Annotated in this window: 15 protein-coding genes; 5 read left to right on the forward strand and 10 right to left on the reverse strand. The window is 62.1% G+C overall.

Annotated elements, in window-relative coordinates; all coding sequences use genetic code 11:
- The first annotated feature begins 6 nt into the window (after positions 1–6).
- The 3 genes from LNV09_RS01450 to LNV09_RS01460 are packed head-to-tail and all read left to right on the forward strand — an operon-like array spanning position 7 to position 2,203.
- Entirely contained in the window at positions 7–579 is a 573-nt protein-coding gene (locus LNV09_RS01450; RefSeq protein ID WP_263555288.1) for a chorismate--pyruvate lyase family protein, read from the forward strand.
- Between the two features lie 43 nt (positions 580–622).
- A complete protein-coding gene (locus LNV09_RS01455; protein ID WP_263555289.1) occupies positions 623–1,159 on the forward strand; it encodes a hypothetical protein in 537 nt (178 codons plus the stop codon).
- Positions 1,160–1,186: 27 nt separating this feature from the next.
- Complete coding sequence (locus LNV09_RS01460; protein ID WP_263555290.1) at positions 1,187–2,203, forward strand: Gfo/Idh/MocA family protein; 1,017 nt, start codon at positions 1,187–1,189, stop codon at positions 2,201–2,203.
- Between the two features lies 1 nt (position 2,204).
- Here LNV09_RS01460 and ubiA read toward each other — a convergent pair whose 3' ends face one another.
- The 3 genes from ubiA to LNV09_RS01475 all read right to left on the reverse strand — a co-directional run bounded on the left by ubiA (position 2,205) and on the right by LNV09_RS01475 (position 5,748).
- On the reverse strand, positions 2,205–3,110 hold the full coding sequence (ubiA, locus tag LNV09_RS01465) for a 4-hydroxybenzoate octaprenyltransferase (protein WP_263555291.1): 906 nt from the start codon (positions 3,108–3,110) through the stop codon (positions 2,205–2,207).
- Between the two features lie 81 nt (positions 3,111–3,191).
- Entirely contained in the window at positions 3,192–4,724 is a 1,533-nt protein-coding gene (locus LNV09_RS01470) for a tryptophan halogenase family protein (protein WP_263555292.1), read from the reverse strand.
- Between the two features lie 136 nt (positions 4,725–4,860).
- Entirely contained in the window at positions 4,861–5,748 is an 888-nt protein-coding gene (locus LNV09_RS01475; protein WP_263555293.1) for a PEP-CTERM sorting domain-containing protein, read from the reverse strand.
- 574 nt (positions 5,749–6,322) lie between these two features.
- Here LNV09_RS01475 and LNV09_RS01480 point away from each other — a divergent pair.
- Positions 6,323–6,697 (forward strand): response regulator transcription factor, encoded by a 375-nt coding sequence (locus LNV09_RS01480; protein ID WP_263555294.1) that lies wholly within the window; start codon positions 6,323–6,325, stop codon positions 6,695–6,697.
- Between the two features lies 1 nt (position 6,698).
- On the opposite strand, the gene LNV09_RS01485 is transcribed toward LNV09_RS01480, so the two are convergent.
- From LNV09_RS01485 to LNV09_RS01510, 6 genes are all read right to left on the reverse strand, one after another.
- Positions 6,699–7,706, reverse strand: a complete 1,008-nt coding sequence (locus LNV09_RS01485) for a branched-chain amino acid ABC transporter permease (protein WP_263555295.1) — start codon at positions 7,704–7,706, stop codon at positions 6,699–6,701.
- Between the two features lie 2 nt (positions 7,707–7,708).
- Entirely contained in the window at positions 7,709–8,596 is an 888-nt protein-coding gene (locus LNV09_RS01490; RefSeq protein ID WP_263555296.1) for a branched-chain amino acid ABC transporter permease, read from the reverse strand.
- A gap of 214 nt (positions 8,597–8,810) precedes the next feature.
- Entirely contained in the window at positions 8,811–10,013 is a 1,203-nt protein-coding gene (locus LNV09_RS01495) for an ABC transporter substrate-binding protein (RefSeq protein ID WP_263555297.1), read from the reverse strand.
- Between the two features lie 63 nt (positions 10,014–10,076).
- Positions 10,077–10,787 (reverse strand): ABC transporter ATP-binding protein, encoded by a 711-nt coding sequence (locus LNV09_RS01500; protein WP_263555298.1) that lies wholly within the window; start codon positions 10,785–10,787, stop codon positions 10,077–10,079.
- A gap of 85 nt (positions 10,788–10,872) precedes the next feature.
- The gene (locus tag LNV09_RS01505) at positions 10,873–11,643 is read right to left on the reverse strand and encodes an ABC transporter ATP-binding protein (RefSeq protein ID WP_263555299.1); all 771 of its coding nucleotides are present in this window, start codon (positions 11,641–11,643) and stop codon (positions 10,873–10,875) included.
- A gap of 149 nt (positions 11,644–11,792) precedes the next feature.
- Positions 11,793–12,401 (reverse strand): LuxR C-terminal-related transcriptional regulator, encoded by a 609-nt coding sequence (locus tag LNV09_RS01510; protein WP_263555300.1) that lies wholly within the window; start codon positions 12,399–12,401, stop codon positions 11,793–11,795.
- 120 nt (positions 12,402–12,521) lie between these two features.
- Between LNV09_RS01510 and LNV09_RS01515 the strand changes: the two genes are divergently transcribed.
- Complete coding sequence (locus LNV09_RS01515; protein WP_263555301.1) at positions 12,522–14,723, forward strand: 3-hydroxybutyrate oligomer hydrolase family protein; 2,202 nt, start codon at positions 12,522–12,524, stop codon at positions 14,721–14,723.
- 33 nt (positions 14,724–14,756) lie between these two features.
- On the opposite strand, the gene LNV09_RS01520 is transcribed toward LNV09_RS01515, so the two are convergent.
- Positions 14,757–15,644: a hypothetical protein gene (locus LNV09_RS01520; protein WP_263555302.1), complete on the reverse strand. Its 888-nt coding sequence runs from the start codon at positions 15,642–15,644 to the stop codon at positions 14,757–14,759.
- Between the last annotated feature and the right edge of the window lie 8 nt (positions 15,645–15,652).

Below are 15,652 nucleotides of genomic sequence, written 5' to 3' on the forward strand. Positions count from 1 at the left end.
TCCGCTATGGGTATCGCTAGTCGGAACAGTCTGCGCGCTTGGCTGCGTGCGCCAGGCTCGCTGAGCCGTCGCCTGGCTCAGTTAGGCGAGCGCTTCGAGGTCGAACTCATCAGTCAACGCATTGCGCCCCTGCGCGCGCGCGAGCTCGACGCCTTGGGTCGGCCGCGGCGCGGCTGCACCTTGGTGCGCGAGGTGATTCTGCGGGTCGACGGACGGCCTTTGGTCTGGGCGCGCTCGAGCTTGCACGCCAGCGCGCTGGCCGGCCCCTGGCGAGCCCTCAAAGGCCTCGGCCCAAGACCACTTGCAGACCTGCTTTACAGCGACCGACGTGTACATCGCAGCGAGCTGCAGCCCCGGCGTTTGGCGCGTTACGGGCACACGCGCCGGCAGATGGAAAAGCAGTGGTTGCTGGCCACCGGCACGCCCGCTTCCAAGCAAATGTTGTGGTCGCGCAACTCTGTTTTCAGCCGTTGTGGCGCTCAGTTACGTGTGATGGAGCTGTTCACACCGGAACTAGTACGCGATATACCGGTTATTAATCGCGTTATGACTTGCACAAGAATGAACAATAGGCCGTAGAATTACAAACTAGGGGGGTTCATCAGCCGTTTTGAGGAATCTCATGAAAACACGTGATATTGTCATTTTTAGCGGCGAGCAATTCGCCGTCCCACAGTGCATACAGCGCATTGACCACCAGAGTACACATGGTTGGCAATTGCGTTACGGTGGCACCAAGCTCTATTCCGATCACTCGCAAGACGGGAGCGGCGCTGCCGCAGCCCTGACCTTGGCGACCAAGGAATTGTTGAGTCGGATTGCCAAACTGCCGGCCCCATCAAGGCTGCAGCGCAAACCGAGCGGCAACAAGGGTAACGACCTGCCGGTTGGTATCTCCGGGCCTATCGTCAGGCAACGTGCCAGCAGCCGCGTGCGTGACTGCAGCTTTGCCGTGTCTTTGCCGCGTTATGGCCAGACGCCCAGCGGACGCAGTGTCTACATCGGCACCGAGAATACCTACACGATCGAGAAGTACCAAGCCGCGCTTGCCAAAGCGGTCGAGTTGCGTGCCAAGGCCGAAGAGGTCTATCAACGCGCAGCGACCAGGGTCAAGCGCGCAGAAGGCAAGGCCTTGAAGGCGCAGCTCAAAGGCGCTTGAGTTGGCGAGTTATTTGAGCAGGCTCTGATGAGCCGCTTCTGCTGGGCCGTGATAGGCCCGGGCGGAATTGCTCGCCGCTTTGCTGCCGCCTTGCCCCATGTGGCGGGTGCTGAACTGTGCTGGGTGCTTGGGCGAGACGCAGCGCGTGCGAGCGCCTTTGCGGAGCTCGCCTGTGTGCCCGGTCATGCGGCGGCGCAGGTGAAGACGGATTTGGCTGCATTGCTGGCGGAGTCGGACTTAGACGCCGTCTACATCGCCACGCCTCACGCTCAGCATGGCGACTTGGTTCGCCAGTGCTTGCTCGCTGGCAAGGCCGTGCTGTGCGAGAAGCCGCTGGTGCCCAATCTGGCGCAAGCCGAGGCACTGGTGCGGCTGGCTCGTGAGCGCGAGGTCTTCCTGATGGAGGCAGTTTGGACGCGCTTTCTGCCTATTTACACGGTCGTGCAAGGCTGGCTGCGTGAGCAGGCCATCGGGCACCTGTGCGGCATCCAATCAAGCTTTTGCCTCAACGCGCCGTTTGACCCGAGCAGCCGAATCTATGACCCGGCCCTGGCCGGCGGTGCCTTGCTGGACATCGGCATCTACAACCTGACGATGACGCGCTGGGTGCTGCAGCAGGCCTTGGGCGCATGCCCCGAGCCGCTGTCAATTCAAGCCAGCGGCGTGCTGGCGCCGACCGGCGTCGATCAGCGCGTCGCCGGCATGCTGAACTTCCCCGGTGGCATCAGTTCGCAATTCATCTGCGCGGTGGATGGCTTTGCCGACAACGGTCTGCGTATTTTTGGTGAACGCGGTGTGATCAGCTTACCGGGCGAGTTTTCGTCGGCGACACAAGCTTTGTTGCATCGCCATGGTGAGCCGCCGCTTCAGGCTGAAGCGCCGCTGCGCTTCAATGGCTTTGAGGCCGAAATCGAGGAAACTCAAGCCTGCGCGCGCGCCGGCTTGATCGAAAGCCCGGTCGTGCCGCATGCCGAGACCTTGGCCTCCTTGGCCTGGATGGATGAAATAAGGCAGCAGCTTGGCGTGCGCTATCCGTTTGAGTAGTTCAGCGCAGCGCCAGATCAAATGCGGTGCCCGCAAATACCGCAAACCCTAACCAGTGGTTTTCACGGAAGGCCTGGAAGCAACCTTCCCGAGTGCGGCTGCGGATCAGCGTGAAGTGCCAGATGACCTGCGCGGCCGCCACGGCCATGCCGACCAAGAAAACTTGACCGAGCCCGAAGCGCAGCCCCAGTGCCGTCCAGGCCAGCAGATAGACAGCGTAAAAACCCATCACCGCCGCCACATCAAAGCGGCCCAGCGTCAGCGCCGAGGTCTTGATGCCGAGGCGGATATCGTCATCGCGGTCCACCATCGCGTACTCGGTGTCATAGGCCAGCACCCAGAACAGATTGGCCAGCAGCAGCGCCCAGGCCGATAACGGCACCGCAGCGTTGATGGCGGCGAAACTCCAGCTCGTGCCGCCCAGAGCGGCCGAAAAAGCCATCGGTATGCCGAAGCTGAAGGCCACGCCCAAGACCGCCTGCGGCATTGCGAACACCCGTTTGGCATAGGGGTAAAGAATGGCGACCAAGAGCGCGCCGAAGGACAGCAGAATCGTCGGCGCATTGGTCGTCAGCACCAGGCCAAACGCCGCCACGGCAAGACCTGCCCCCAGCAGCAGCGCCGCCTTGACCGTCACCGCGCCACTGGTGACGGGCCGCTGGGCGGTGCGTTTGACATGTTTGTCGAAGTCACGGTCGGCCACGTCGTTGAGACAGCAGCCGGCCGAGCGCATCAAGATGGTGCCCAGCGTAAAAACAATCAAGAGATGCCAGCCGGGGAAGCCGTCGGCGGCTATCCAAAGCGCACTCAGGGTGGGCCAGAGCAAGAGCAGCCAGCCGGCCGGGCGATCCCAGCGGATCAGATTCAAATAGGGGGCCAGGCGGGAGGCAAAACGGGTCGATAGCATGGCGGCAGTTTAGCCAGCCTTTGGCGGCCCGGCCCGCCTACAAGACGCGCCCAGTAGCGCCATTGGATTGCCACGGCGCCTTCAAGCGCGCATCTTGTTGGTGAATTCGCGCATCGTTGGCGATTGCTGGACGGCAGCGGCCCGGATCTTGGCGATATGGGCCAGTACACCTTGACTGACGGCGGGTGCCAGATAGCTTGATTGGCCGATGCCCTTGGACGGCAGGCGGTTCAGTCCGGCCAAGATGTAGAAGTAGTTGCCGGCGGCGAACAAGGATTGCTTGCGTTGAATATCGGTGTTATGGGGTAACTTTTCATCCCACAGATCGAGCAGTTCTTGCAGGCTGGGCGGAATCACCACCTCCTCGGTGTAGGCGCGCCAGAACGGCGTGTCGCGCCGGCCCGAAATCACATAGTGCAGCAGAACGAAGTCTCGCAACTCGTCATACAGATCGGCCATCAGGACATTGAACTTGTTCCGACCATGTTGGGCCGAAGCCGTGGCGGGCAGGAAGTCCAAGAAGGATTGCAAGGCACGTTCAATCATGAAGATGCCTGTCGACTCCAGCGGTTCGATAAAGCCTCCCGCCAGGCCCAGCGCCAGACAATTCTTCTCCCACATGCGGGCGCGGTGGCCGATGCGCATCTTCAGCAAGCGTGGCTCCGCCATCGGAGAGGCCGAACCATGCATCTGCCGCAGCGTGGCGACAGCCTCGTCGTCGGAGCAATGGGCGGACGAATACACATAGCCGCTGCCGGTGCGGGATTGCAGGTCGATCTCCCAGGTCCAGCCGGCGGCGCGGGCGGTGGCGGTGGTGTAGGAGCGCAGTGGCTGTTGAGCATGCGGGTGGGCAATCGGGCAGGCGACCGCACGGTCGCACAGGAGGCTGTCCGCATAAGATACCCAGGGCACGTTCAGCGCCTTGCCGATCAGCAGGCCGGCAAAGCCGGTGCAATCGATATACAAGTCGGCGGTCAGGCGCTGGCCATCTTTGAGCTGCACGGCTTTGATGCCTTCCTCGCCGACCTCAACGTCCGTGACCTCGCCATAGCTGTGTTGCACGCCGCGCTCGCTGGCCACCTTGCGCAAGAGCGCCGCCAGCTTGATGGCATCGAGATGGTAGGCGTAGGTGATCGGGGCCTGGTAGTCGGGCGAGTCCAAGAACTTGGGTGACTGGTTCTTGTCAAACAAGGCCGTTTGTACACCGCCGGCCATATCAAAAGCCTGCTCCGTCAAGCCGCGCTGGCGCAGGTTCATCCAATGCACCATGGTCGAATGCCCTGCCAGCGAGACCGGAGGGTCGAAAGGATGATCGTAATGGTCGGTAGCGGCTGAGCCGCCATGCTTCCAGCCATTGAATCGGATACCGTTCTTCAGCGTGGCGTCCGCCTGCGTGAACAAATCAGACTCGGGGATGCCGATCGCTTGCAGGGTTGACAACAAGGTGGGCACCGTCGCCTCGCCGACGCCAATGCTGCCGATTTCAATCGATTCGACCAGCCGAATCTGCACCGGTGTCTCGGGGTTGCTTCCCAGCACACGTTGCAAGTAGGCGGCCGCCATCCAGCCAGCGGTGCCGCCGCCCACAATCAAGATCGAACGGTAAGGAATCATGGGATACACAGAAAGAGTCAAACCGGCCAAGACGGCCACAGCATCGAATTTCGGCATCCGCCTGGGGGACTTGACCGGGCAGGCGTGAAGGAGTGCCGAAAGACGAGTCGATGACCGCCTGGCGCCGGAGTCTGGCTCAGGGCATGCGGGATCCGTTCACCTTTCGGCGCCGACGCGTCGTCATTGCCAAAGCCGCGATGGCGGTGCCGGCCAACAACAGGGACGCAGGTTCAGGCACTGCGGCGGCTTTTTCCACCATCACGTCAAAGCTGATCGAGCTGAGCTTGAACTGCCCGGCCGTGGCCTGGACGCCGACGCCCAAGATGCCATCGCTGCGCACGTCCAGCAAGGCCGCAGCGTCGAAACTCAGGCTGCTGTCCAGCGCGCCATAGATCGCGCTATAGGTGTCGCGCTGTTTGGCATACCTGTTGAAATAGCTGCAGTTGCCGTAACCGTCGGTGCTTTTGCAGTCTTTGCGTTCAAATTGCGCACCGCCATAGTTGCCGATGGAGCTGCTGCTGGTCTCGGCCACATCGCCTGCGCTGCTGGCGCCGATCAGCAACTTCATACTGTCCGCCACCAAATCCTCGTGCTTGATATCGCGATAACGCGTGGTGTTGGTGTCTTGAATGTTGTAATTTACATATACATTGCGACCGTTTCCGCAGGGCTCGTCGGCCCACCAGCCGCAATTGTTGGTGTCACCGGCGTAGTAGGAGTACTGCGCCTGGTGGCTGGTCTGGCCGGTTAGCTGATAGTCACCGTAAGCCGACGCTGTCGCTGCGCCATATTGAATGTCCGAGTAGCCATGCAGCGTGGCGTTGCCCGAGACGATGTCTTTGGACCCATAGCCTCGGCCGGACAAAAAGCTGCCCAAATCGAAGTTCAATGAAACGCTGTTGCGATCCAGTGAGTTGCTGACTTGGAAGGTCTGACTGAGCAGCACTGGCGCGGCGAACACCGGCGTGCTTGCAATGCAGCCGGCGGCGGCGAGCGCCAGGCTGAGACGATTCTTGCGTTGCATTGGATTCCTCCTCTATCGGTTGGCGTCGCACGGCAAAAGGGCGTGCAGATCGGCCTCGCAGTGTCTGTGCGGGGGCCACCGAATAGAGGTTTGTCATCCCCAAGGAGTTTTCAATCCTGTGAAATGCGCACGAGAAGTGCGGCATTTCTAAACCGTTACTTGGTCGGAGCAAGGCGAACCCCACGTCGCCGCCAAGGCAAGACCTGCCCCCCAGCAGCTGCGCCCCTCGACGCACACCGTGCCGCTGGTGCTTGGCGGTTTGGCTGGGCGTTTGACATCTTTGTCGAGGTCGCGGTCGGCCACGCCGTTGACGCAGCAACTGGCCGGCCGATCTCAGCGGATCAGCTCAAGGGTAGGGCGCGAGGCTGAAGGCAAAAAGGGGTCGATGGCATGGCCGCAGTTCAGCCACGCTGTGCAGACCAAAGCAGGCCAGCGTTGCTAGGGCCTTGCTTCGACGGGGCAGGCCCGCCGCTTTATATGAGCGATGGGTCAGATTTTGGAGTAACCTTGTGCGGACGTCTCGTGGGGCCCCCGCCCCAACTGCCGAATTTGCGCAAGTCCGGAGTCTGAACGCATGAAATTGAAAATTCTGATCGTCGATGACAACGAAGAGATCCGCGCCCTGTTGCACGCGACCTTGGATCTGGCCGATGCCTTCGAGCTTCATGAAGCTCATGACGGTCCCAGTGCAGTGGCGCTGATAGACACGCTTGCGCCCAATCTGGTGTTGATGGACATCATGATGCCGGGCGAATTTGATGGTGTTGAGGCTTGCCGGCGAATCAAGGCTGCGGGCGGCGCCAATGCCCCCAAGGTGGTCTTGATCAGCGCCAAGCCGGTCGATCAGATCAAGGCCGATGCCAAGACCTGCGGCGCCGACCTCTTCATCGCCAAGCCCTTTGGCCCGGCCCAGTTGGTTGAGGCGATCACGGCTTTGTACAGGGTCTGAATCAGACTTTTGCCCTAGCCTTGTCCCACAAGGCGACCGCCTCGCCCACCACACCGCGCCGGAAGGCCAGCACGCAGACGATGAAGATCAGCCCGGTCACCAGGCTGACCGATTCACCCAGGCCATTGAACCAATTGATGCCGGTCAGGTCGGCCAAGGCCTTGCCCAAATCACCGATCTTGTTCTCCAGCGCAATGATGATCAGCGCGCCAACCATGGGGCCGACCAAGGTGCCCATGCCGCCGACCAGGGTCATCAAAATGACCAGACCCGAGGTGGTCCAGACGGCATCGGTCAGCGTCGCGAAGCCCAGCACCAGCGTCTTGGTGGCGCCGGCCAGCCCGGCCAGAGTGGCCGACAACACAAAGGCCAGCAGCTTGAAACGGTCAACGTCGTAGCCAAGCGAAATGGCGCGGGGCTCGTTCTCGCGGATCGAGGTCAAGACTTGACCAAACGGAGAATGCACGGTGCGGTAGATCAGCCAGAAAGCGGCAATGAAAATTGCCAGCACCACGTAGTAAAGCGTGAGATCGTTGGCCAGGTCGAGGCCGAAAAAGCTGCCGCGCGGCACCGACTGCAGGCCGTCCTCACCACCGGTGAACGAAGCTTGTAGGAAGAAGAAGTACAGCATCTGGCTCAGCGCCAGCGTGATCATCGAGAAATAGATGCCGGTGCGTTTGATCGCCAGCAGGCCAATGGCCAGACCGACGCCGCCGGCGGCCAAGGCTCCGAAGATCAAGCCCAGCGGCGCCGACAAGCCCCAGACCTTCAGCGCATGGCCGGCGCCATAAGCGGCGGTGCCCAAGAACGCCGCATGGCCGAAGCTGAGCAGGCCGGTAAAGCCGACCAGCAGATTGAAGGCGCAGGCAAACAGCGCGAAGCACAGCACCTTCATCACGAAGATCGGATACACGCCCAGGGCCGGCAGCAGCGCGATGGCGCCGAACAGCAGCGCGTAACCGTAGACAGGATTGAAGGGAGATTTTGAGGTCGACACTTGCGCGGTCATGCTTATTTTTCCTTGCCAAACAGACCGGCCGGCCGCACCAGCAACACGATGGCCATCACCACAAACACCACCGTGCTCGAGGCCTCGGGGTAGAACACCTTGGTCAAACCTTCAACAATGCCCAGCCCCAGGCCGGTCAGAATCGAGCCGAGGATGGACCCCATGCCGCCAATCACCACCACCGCGAACACGACGATGATCAGATTGCTGCCCATCAGCGCGCTGACTTGCAAAATCGGCGCCGCCAGTACGCCGGCAAATGCCGCGAGTGCGACACCGCCGGCATAGGTCAGCGTGATCATGCGCGGCACATTGATGCCGAAGGCTTGCACCAGCTTGGGGTTTTCGGTGCCGGCCCGCAAGGTGGCCCCCAGCGTCGTCTTCTCGATCAAGGCCCAGACCGCCAGACACACCGTGATCGACGCCACCACCACCCAGGCGCGGTAGTTGGGCAAAATCATGAAGCCCAGATTGGTGGCCCCTTGCAAGGCCTCCGGCACCTGGTACTGCTGGCCCGAGACACCGTAGAAGCTGCGGAATACGCCCTCCATCACCAGCGTGATGCCAAAGGTCAAAAGCAGGCCGTAGATGTGATCGAGCTTGTAAAGCCACTGCAGCATCAGCCGCTCGATCAAGATGCCCAAGACACCGACCACCAGCGGCGCCAGCAAGAGCATCAGCCAGTAGTTCAGGCCCAGGTACTCCAGCCCCATCCAGGCTAGAAAGGCGCCCATCATGTACAGCGCCCCATGGGCGAAGTTGATGATGTTGAGCATGCCGAAAATGACGGCCAAGCCCAGCGACAGCATTGCGTAAAACGAGCCGTTGACCAGGCCCAGCAGAAGCTGGCCCAGCAGGGCGGGCAGGGGGATGCCGAAAAAGTCTGTCATGTCGTACTGAGTGTGTGAATTGGTTTCAAGCCGGGCGCCGGGCCGCTCCCAAGTCCGGCTTGAGCCGATGTCATGGTCGGCCGCTGCCGGCCATGATCGGCGTCCCCTCGGGGGACTGAGTGCCGCGGCTCCAAGCACGCCTTCGCGGGCTTGGACGGCACGAAGGCCAGCGGCGTCTCGCCGATGGCCGCCTGCGTACGCGCAGGCGAGGGGCTCACTTCTTCACCAGCGGGCACTTTGAATCTGCCAGCTTGGTGAAAGCCTCTTCACCCGGAATGCGGGTGGTGACCTTGAAGTAATCCCAAGGCTCGTTGGACTCCTTGGGCGACTTCACCTGCAGAAGGAACATGTCATGGATGCCGCGCCCGTCTTCCTTGCGGATATTGCCCTTGACGTAGAAGTCATTGATAGGCGTGGCCTTCATCTTGACCATCACCTTGTCGGCGTCGTCGGTCTTGATGGCGTCAACTGCCTTCAGATAGTGCATCGCGGCGGAGTAGTCGGCCGCTTGCAGCGAGGACGGCATGCGCTTCATCTTCTCGAAGAAGCGGCGGCTCCACTCGCGCGCTTCCGGGCTCTGGTTCCAGTACCAGCTGTCGGTCAAATACATGCCCTCGGTGGTCTTCAGACCGAGCGAATGGATGTCATTGATGAACATCAGCAGGCCGGCCAGCTTCATGGTCTTGGTGACGCCGAACTCATTGGCGGCCTTGATTGCATTGATGGTGTCGCCGCCGGCATTGGCCAGACCCAGCACTTGCGCCTTGCTGCCCTGCGCTTGCAGCAAGAAGGACGAGAAGTCACTGGCGTTGAGTGGGTGCTTGACGCTGCCCAGCACTTGGCCGCCGGTCTTGGCGACGACCGCTGCGGTGTCGTTCTGCAGCGAGGCACCGAAGGCATAGTCGGCGGTCAGGAAGTACCAGCTCTTGCCGCCACCCTTGGTGACGGCCGCACCGGTGCCATTGGCCAGCGCCACCGTGTCGTAGGCGTAATGAACGGTGTAGGGCGTGCAGTCTTCATTGGTCAAGCGGGCCGAGCCGGCGCCGATCACCATGAAAGGGCGCTTCTTTTCGGCTGCGATTTTGGCCATGGCCAGATTGGCGCCGGAGTTGGTGCCGCCGATCAGCATGTCCAGACCCTGGGTGTCAATCCACTCGCGCGCCTTGCTGGCGGCGACGTCGGCCTTGTTCTGGTGGTCGGCAAAGATCAGTTCGATCTTCTTGCCGGCGGCCATGCCCTTCATATCGGCAATCGCCAGCTTGATCGCCTCGACGCCACCGGCGCCGTCGATGTCCGCATAGACGCTGGACATATCGGTGATGAAGCCGATCTTGACGGTGTCGCCGGAGATCTGCGCTTGGGCAGCGCCAGCAAATCCGACGGCGGCGATGGTCGCGAGGGCAGTGCGCTTGAACATAGGGATCATGGTCTTGTCTCCTGGAGCGGTGGTTTTGGGTCGAACAAAGAACAAATCAATCAATCAAACACTGAGCAATTCATCGAGCTTGGCCTGCTTGGCCGGCAACTCCGAAGCAGCGAAGGACTCCACCACCTCGCCATGCTCGACCACGACGAAGTGATCGGCCAGCGGCGCAGCAAAGCGGAAGTTCTGCTCCACCATCACGATGGTGTAGCCCTGAGCCTTGAGTGCCAAGATCATGCGTGCCAAGGTCTGAACGATCACGGGGGCCAGGCCCTCGGAGATTTCGTCCAGCAGCAAGATGTCGGCGCCGGTGCGCAGGATGCGCGCCACCGCCAGCATCTGCTGCTCGCCGCCCGACAGCCGCGTGCCAGGGCTGTGGCGGCGCTCGGCCAGATTCGGGAACATCTGATAAATCTGCGCATCGCTCATCGGCGTGGCGCGGCCTCCGCTCAAACGCGGCGGCAGGTGCAGGTTCTCCTCGGTCGTCAGCGAAGCAAAAATGCCGCGCTCCTCGGGGCAATAGCCCAGACCCAGATGCGCGATGCGGTGCGTGGCCATCCCAATGGTTTCGCTGCCATGCACCTTGATGGAGCCCTTGCGCGCGCCGGTCAAACCCATGATGGCGCGCAGCGTAGTGGTACGGCCGGCGCCGTTACGGCCCAGCAGTGTCAAGACCTGACCCTTTTGAATCGACAAATTGATGCCGTGGAGGATGTGGGATTCGCCGTACCAGGCGTGCAGATTTGATATTTCGAGTGCGGCTGTCATCATGCCTCCCGCCGGGCCGCCCCAAGGGAGGCTGCGCCCCCCCGGGGGGCAGAGAAGCGGCAAAGCCGCGAACGTGGGGGCTTCATCAGTGGGCTCCCTGGAGTTCGGCCGCTTCGCTGCCCATATAAGCTTCCAGCACGGCCGGGTGTTTGGAGACCTCCGCGTAATCGCCTTCGGCCAACACGGCGCCGCGCGCCAGCACGGTGATGCGGTCGGCGATTTTTGAGACGACCTTCATATTGTGTTCAACCATCAAGACGGTGCGGCCCTCGGCGACGCGCTTGATCAGCGCGGTGACGCGGTCCACGTCCTCGTGGCCCATTCCCTGGGTAGGCTCGTCGAGCAACATCAGCGTGGGCTCCATCGCCATGGTGGTGGCGATCTCCAGCGCGCGCTTGCGGCCATAGGGCAAATCGCCCGCCTTCAGCTTCGCCATATCGCGCAGGTCCACCAGTTCTAACAGCGCAAGCACACGGGCATCGAGCTGTTTCAAGCCGGTCAGGCCTTTCCAGAAATGGAAGCTGGTGCCGGTGAAGCGCTGCAAGCCGATGCGCACGTTTTCCAGCACGGTCAGATGCGGGAATACGGCGGAAATCTGGAAGCTGCGGATCACGCCGCGGCGGGCAATTTCGGCGGGCTTTTCGCCGGTGATGTCGACGCCGTTGAAGTGGATGCTGCCGCGCGTCGGCTCCAAAAACTTGGTCAGCAAATTGAAGCAAGTCGTCTTGCCGGCGCCGTTCGGGCCGATCAAAGCATGGATCGCACCGCGCTGCACCCGCAGGTCGACACCGTCAACGGCGGTGAAGCCCTTGAAGTCCTTGCTGAGTCCGCGGGTCTCGAGAATGAGTTCGCTCACTGTGCATCGGCGCACCCGTTCAGGGCGCGATTGAAGTTGAGCGCCCAATGTAGGGCGTAAAGGCAAGACCTGGCACGGGAACTTCCTTTACGTAGCATTGCGCTAGGGTAATCACTTAGGTTTCGGGAGCCGAAACGGGATGCCGTGCCCTAGCTTGGGCCGTTTTGACCCAGGCCCGCAGTGCTTGCGCCCAATACCCGGCCGACCAAGGCGGCCGCATTGTGAACGTCATAGCGTTGGCGCAGACCGGCACGCAGCTTCTCGACCGTGCGTGGCGACAGGCCCAGCAACTTGGCGGATTCCTTGGCGGTTTGCCCGGCTGCCATGGCCGTCAGAACCTCGCGCTCACGCGGCGTCAGCGACTCGGAATCGCATTGCTTGGTGAGCACCGGCTCAAAAATCCAGGCAGTTTCGCAAAAAGGCGCGGCGATATCGCGCGCATGACCGTGAACGCGGAACCAATGCAGGCGGCCGTCGCGGCGCTGCATCAAACGTTCATCCTGGTATCTGCCGCAGCCCTGCATGGCGTTTTGAATGCGCAGACCAATACGCTTGAATTCGGCCTCGCTGGGGAAGAGCAGGGCAAAGCTCTGCCCGATCAAGGCGTCCGCTTCGTAACCAAACATGGCCGCAAAACTTGGGTTGACCCAAGTCAGCACGCGCTCATGCGACAGCGCCAGCCCCAGCGGGCTCAAGCTCGCGAAGGCGTCGGCTGGGGAAAACCCTGGCGTAGTTTTGGGGCTTACTGCTGCATCCATGGCTGCGTAGGCTAACCGATTATTCGCGCGGCTGTATGACAAGCGCGGCGAGGGCGTTCGCCTGGCCGGCGCGCGCCCCTGTGAATTCGAGTCCAACGATATTCCAAAGGAGACGATGCCATGAAGACCTCTCGCCGTTTGTCCAAGACCCTGCGTCAGCAGGCCCTGTTGCTTGCGGCACCCATCTTGCTGGGTGCTTGCGGCAGCGACAACGACCCAGCGCCCGCCCCACCGCCACCACCAGCTCCGGTCGTCAATGTTATACCGGCCTTTGTGGCGGGCACCGTCGCGCAGGCGAGTTATGACGGCAGCAGCGATGACTTGCTGACGGCCGGGCTGGGCAAGAAAGGTTTGGTCTCACCTGCACTCGCACCTACCTTCGCCGTCGCCGCAACGCCGACCGTGGCCGAATTGCGCCGCAATGCGATTTTCAATAACTACCGCGCCCTGATTGATTACTCGGCCGCAGGTGGATTCGGGAGCCTGTACGGCCCCAATATCGACGCATCAGGCGCCGACACGCTGGGCGACGGCAAGGTTGCCGGCACCGAGTACATTGCCGTCGCCGACGACGGCACGGGTCGCCAAAACGTCGTGTTGATGGTGCAGGTGCCGAGCAGCTTCGATGCCAAGAACCCTTGCATTGTCACCGCGACATCTTCCGGCTCGCGCGGCGTTTACGGCGCCATCGGCACGGCGGGTGAGTGGGGGCTCAAGCGCGGCTGCGCGGTCGCCTATGCCGACAAGGGCTCGGGCAATGGCCTGCATGATCTGTCCAGCGACAATGTGATTCAGATCGACGGCACGATCGCCACCGCCACCGTGGCTGGCAAAAAAGCGCATTTCAAGGCCGATATGACTGAGGCTGAACGGCTTGGCTATATCGCCGCCTTCCCGAACCGGGTCGCCTACAAGCATGCGCATTCGCAGCAGAACCCCGAGAAGGACTGGGGCCGCGACACGCTGCGCGCCGTCAAGCTGGCCTTCTATGTGCTGAACGAAAAATACGGCACCGATATCGCGGCCCAGCCGGGCAAGAAAGAAGTCGTCATCACGCCGGCCAACACGATTGTGATCGCGTCCTCGGTGTCCAATGGGGGCGGCGCCGCCTTGGCTGCTGCCGAGCAAGATACAGAAAGCTTGATCGACGGCGTGGCCGTCACCGAGCCGATGGTGCAGCCCGGTGCCAACCCGGGTCTGACCATCAAGCAGGGCGCAGCGGCCGCAGTGGCGACGCACAGCAAGCCGCTGGTCGATTACTTCACCTATGCCAACATCTATCAGCCTTGCGCGTCGGCGTCCGCCCAGGCGGGGCCGCAGATCAATTTGGCCCCCATGGCCGCCAATGTGCAGAACCGCTGCTCGGCCTTGAAGGCGCGCGGTCTGCTGACTGGCGCGACACTCGCCGAGCAGGCCGACGAGGCGCTGGCTAAGCTGAATGCGTACGGCTGGCAGAGCGAGAGCAACTTCCTGCATCAATCGCACTTCCGCTACGCCACCAATTCCATCGTCGTCAACTATGTGAACAGCTACGGCAAGTTCAAGCCCAGCGACAACGTCTGTGGCTACAGCTATGCCAACACCAATGCCGGCGGCGATGTCATCGCACAGAGCGCAATCACGCAAGCCGGCCTGTTTTCCAGCGGCAACGGCGTACCGCCGACCGGTGGTGTCAACATCGTCTACAACGACTCGGTCGGTGGTGCGAAGTGGGACTTCCTGGCCCTATCGGCCGGCAGTGGTGCACCTGGTGTCGGCTTAGCCGACTTTGCCCTCGACGGCGCTTTGTGCATGCGCTCGCTGGTGACCGGCAAAGACACCGTCAGTGGCGCGGGCCTGTTCGGCACGCAAAAAGCCTGGTCGGAGCGTGTCATCAAGGGCATGGAGGAGGTGCAACTCACGGCCAAACTTCGCTCGGTGCCGACCATCATCGTGGCCGGACGCAGCGATGCGCTGATCCCCGTCAACCATGCGGCGCGCGCCTACTATGGCAAGAACCAGGTACTCGAAGCGGCGACGTCCAAGACCCGCTACTACGAGGTCACCAATGCGCAGCATTTCGACACTTTCATCGCCGTCGGCGCCGCCTGGGGCTATGACAGCCGCTTTGTCCCGCTGCACGTCTATTTCAACCGCGCCATGGACCAGATGTGGGCGCATTTGAAGAGCGGCACAGCCCTGCCGGCCAGTCAGGTCGTGCACACCACGCCGCGCGCGACGGGTGTGCAAGTGACGCTGGCCAATGTACCGGTCTGGGCGCCGACGCCGGCCGCGTCAGATGCGATCGGCTTTGCGGCGGGTGTGTTGAGCGTGCCGGACTGAGCGTCTGAGCACTAGCGCCAGCATTGGCGCTCGTCAATGGGGGCCCAGGTAGCAAGCCGGGCCCCCTTTTCCATCACGGTCTTCATCTTCCTCGCTGCATAGCGCTGCGATAAAGGCGGGGTCCAGTACCTGCCCCGGCAGTAGCAACTCCTCGTTCGGCCAGCGCTTGACCAGGTGACCGTTGGCGACGCCGCCGGTATGCGGTGCTTGGTAAGCGCGGCGATGCTGCATCGTCACACCGGCATTGGCGTTAGCGATGATGCGGCTTTCGCCCAAAGCCCAGGGCTCGAAATAGGCATCGGCCGCCACATCCACTTGGCGAAAGTAAGCGCGAGCCCCTTCCGCATTCAGCTTGCGCCGGACCGTGCGCGTGATCAGGCCTTGCAGTTGGTCCAGCGCCGCATCGCTCATCTGGCTGACGGCCATCGGGCTCAGGTCTTGCTCGCGCAGCAGCTCAAGCAAGGCCGGTGTTGCTGCCAGTTCGGCCGGCAGCACCTGCAGCATCGCCGCGACCACCGCATGATGCGGCGCCACGGCGGTCGCCACGCCACGTGTTTGCGGCTGCACGGGGCAGCGGATCTCGACAAAGCGCGGCTTGGTCGGGCCTGAGCAGCCGTCGTGATGGTAGTACTCGCCCTGGCTCAGCCGGCCCTTGCTGGAGCGGCCGCGCACATCGCGGTAAGTTGGGTGTTGGGTGTGCAGATTCAGGCAGACGACCAGGCCGGTAGCGTCAACCAGCTGATAAAAAGCCTCGCGCCACTCGGGCAACAAGAGCTGCTCATGCAGATAGTCACTGACCTTGCCCTCGGCACCCAGCTCGCCCTCGATCACCAGGACAAAGGGCTTGGGCCGTCGCACGCGCCAGCGGGTATTGGCGAATTCAAGCACAGGCGAAGAGGGGGGCGTTTGCGGCTCGGACATGGGGGTAA

Origin of the sequence: Paucibacter sp. B2R-40, from assembly GCF_025717555.1 — a bacterium.
GTDB lineage: Bacteria > Pseudomonadota > Gammaproteobacteria > Burkholderiales > Burkholderiaceae_C > Paucibacter_A.

What these genes read in the sequence shown, in the direction of transcription:
- LNV09_RS01495 (WP_263555297.1), bottom strand. Translation starts at nt 10,013, where the DNA reads ATGTTCAAGCGCACTGCCCTCGCGACCATCGCCGCCGTCGGATTTGCT.
- LNV09_RS01500 (WP_263555298.1), bottom strand. Translation starts at nt 10,787, where the DNA reads ATGACAGCCGCACTCGAAATATCAAATCTGCACGCCTGGTACGGCGAA.
- LNV09_RS01485 (WP_263555295.1), bottom strand. Translation starts at nt 7,706, where the DNA reads ATGACCGCGCAAGTGTCGACCTCAAAATCTCCCTTCAATCCTGTCTAC.
- LNV09_RS01480 (WP_263555294.1), top strand. Translation starts at nt 6,323, where the DNA reads ATGAAATTGAAAATTCTGATCGTCGATGACAACGAAGAGATCCGCGCC.
- LNV09_RS01520 (WP_263555302.1), bottom strand. Translation starts at nt 15,644, where the DNA reads ATGTCCGAGCCGCAAACGCCCCCCTCTTCGCCTGTGCTTGAATTCGCC.
- LNV09_RS01450 (WP_263555288.1), top strand. Translation starts at nt 7, where the DNA reads ATGGGTATCGCTAGTCGGAACAGTCTGCGCGCTTGGCTGCGTGCGCCA.
- LNV09_RS01470 (WP_263555292.1), bottom strand. Translation starts at nt 4,724, where the DNA reads ATGATTCCTTACCGTTCGATCTTGATTGTGGGCGGCGGCACCGCTGGC.
- LNV09_RS01510 (WP_263555300.1), bottom strand. Translation starts at nt 12,401, where the DNA reads ATGGATGCAGCAGTAAGCCCCAAAACTACGCCAGGGTTTTCCCCAGCC.
- LNV09_RS01460 (WP_263555290.1), top strand. Translation starts at nt 1,187, where the DNA reads ATGAGCCGCTTCTGCTGGGCCGTGATAGGCCCGGGCGGAATTGCTCGC.
- LNV09_RS01455 (WP_263555289.1), top strand. Translation starts at nt 623, where the DNA reads ATGAAAACACGTGATATTGTCATTTTTAGCGGCGAGCAATTCGCCGTC.
- LNV09_RS01515 (WP_263555301.1), top strand. Translation starts at nt 12,522, where the DNA reads ATGAAGACCTCTCGCCGTTTGTCCAAGACCCTGCGTCAGCAGGCCCTG.
- LNV09_RS01490 (WP_263555296.1), bottom strand. Translation starts at nt 8,596, where the DNA reads ATGACAGACTTTTTCGGCATCCCCCTGCCCGCCCTGCTGGGCCAGCTT.
- ubiA (WP_263555291.1), bottom strand. Translation starts at nt 3,110, where the DNA reads ATGCTATCGACCCGTTTTGCCTCCCGCCTGGCCCCCTATTTGAATCTG.
- LNV09_RS01475 (WP_263555293.1), bottom strand. Translation starts at nt 5,748, where the DNA reads ATGCAACGCAAGAATCGTCTCAGCCTGGCGCTCGCCGCCGCCGGCTGC.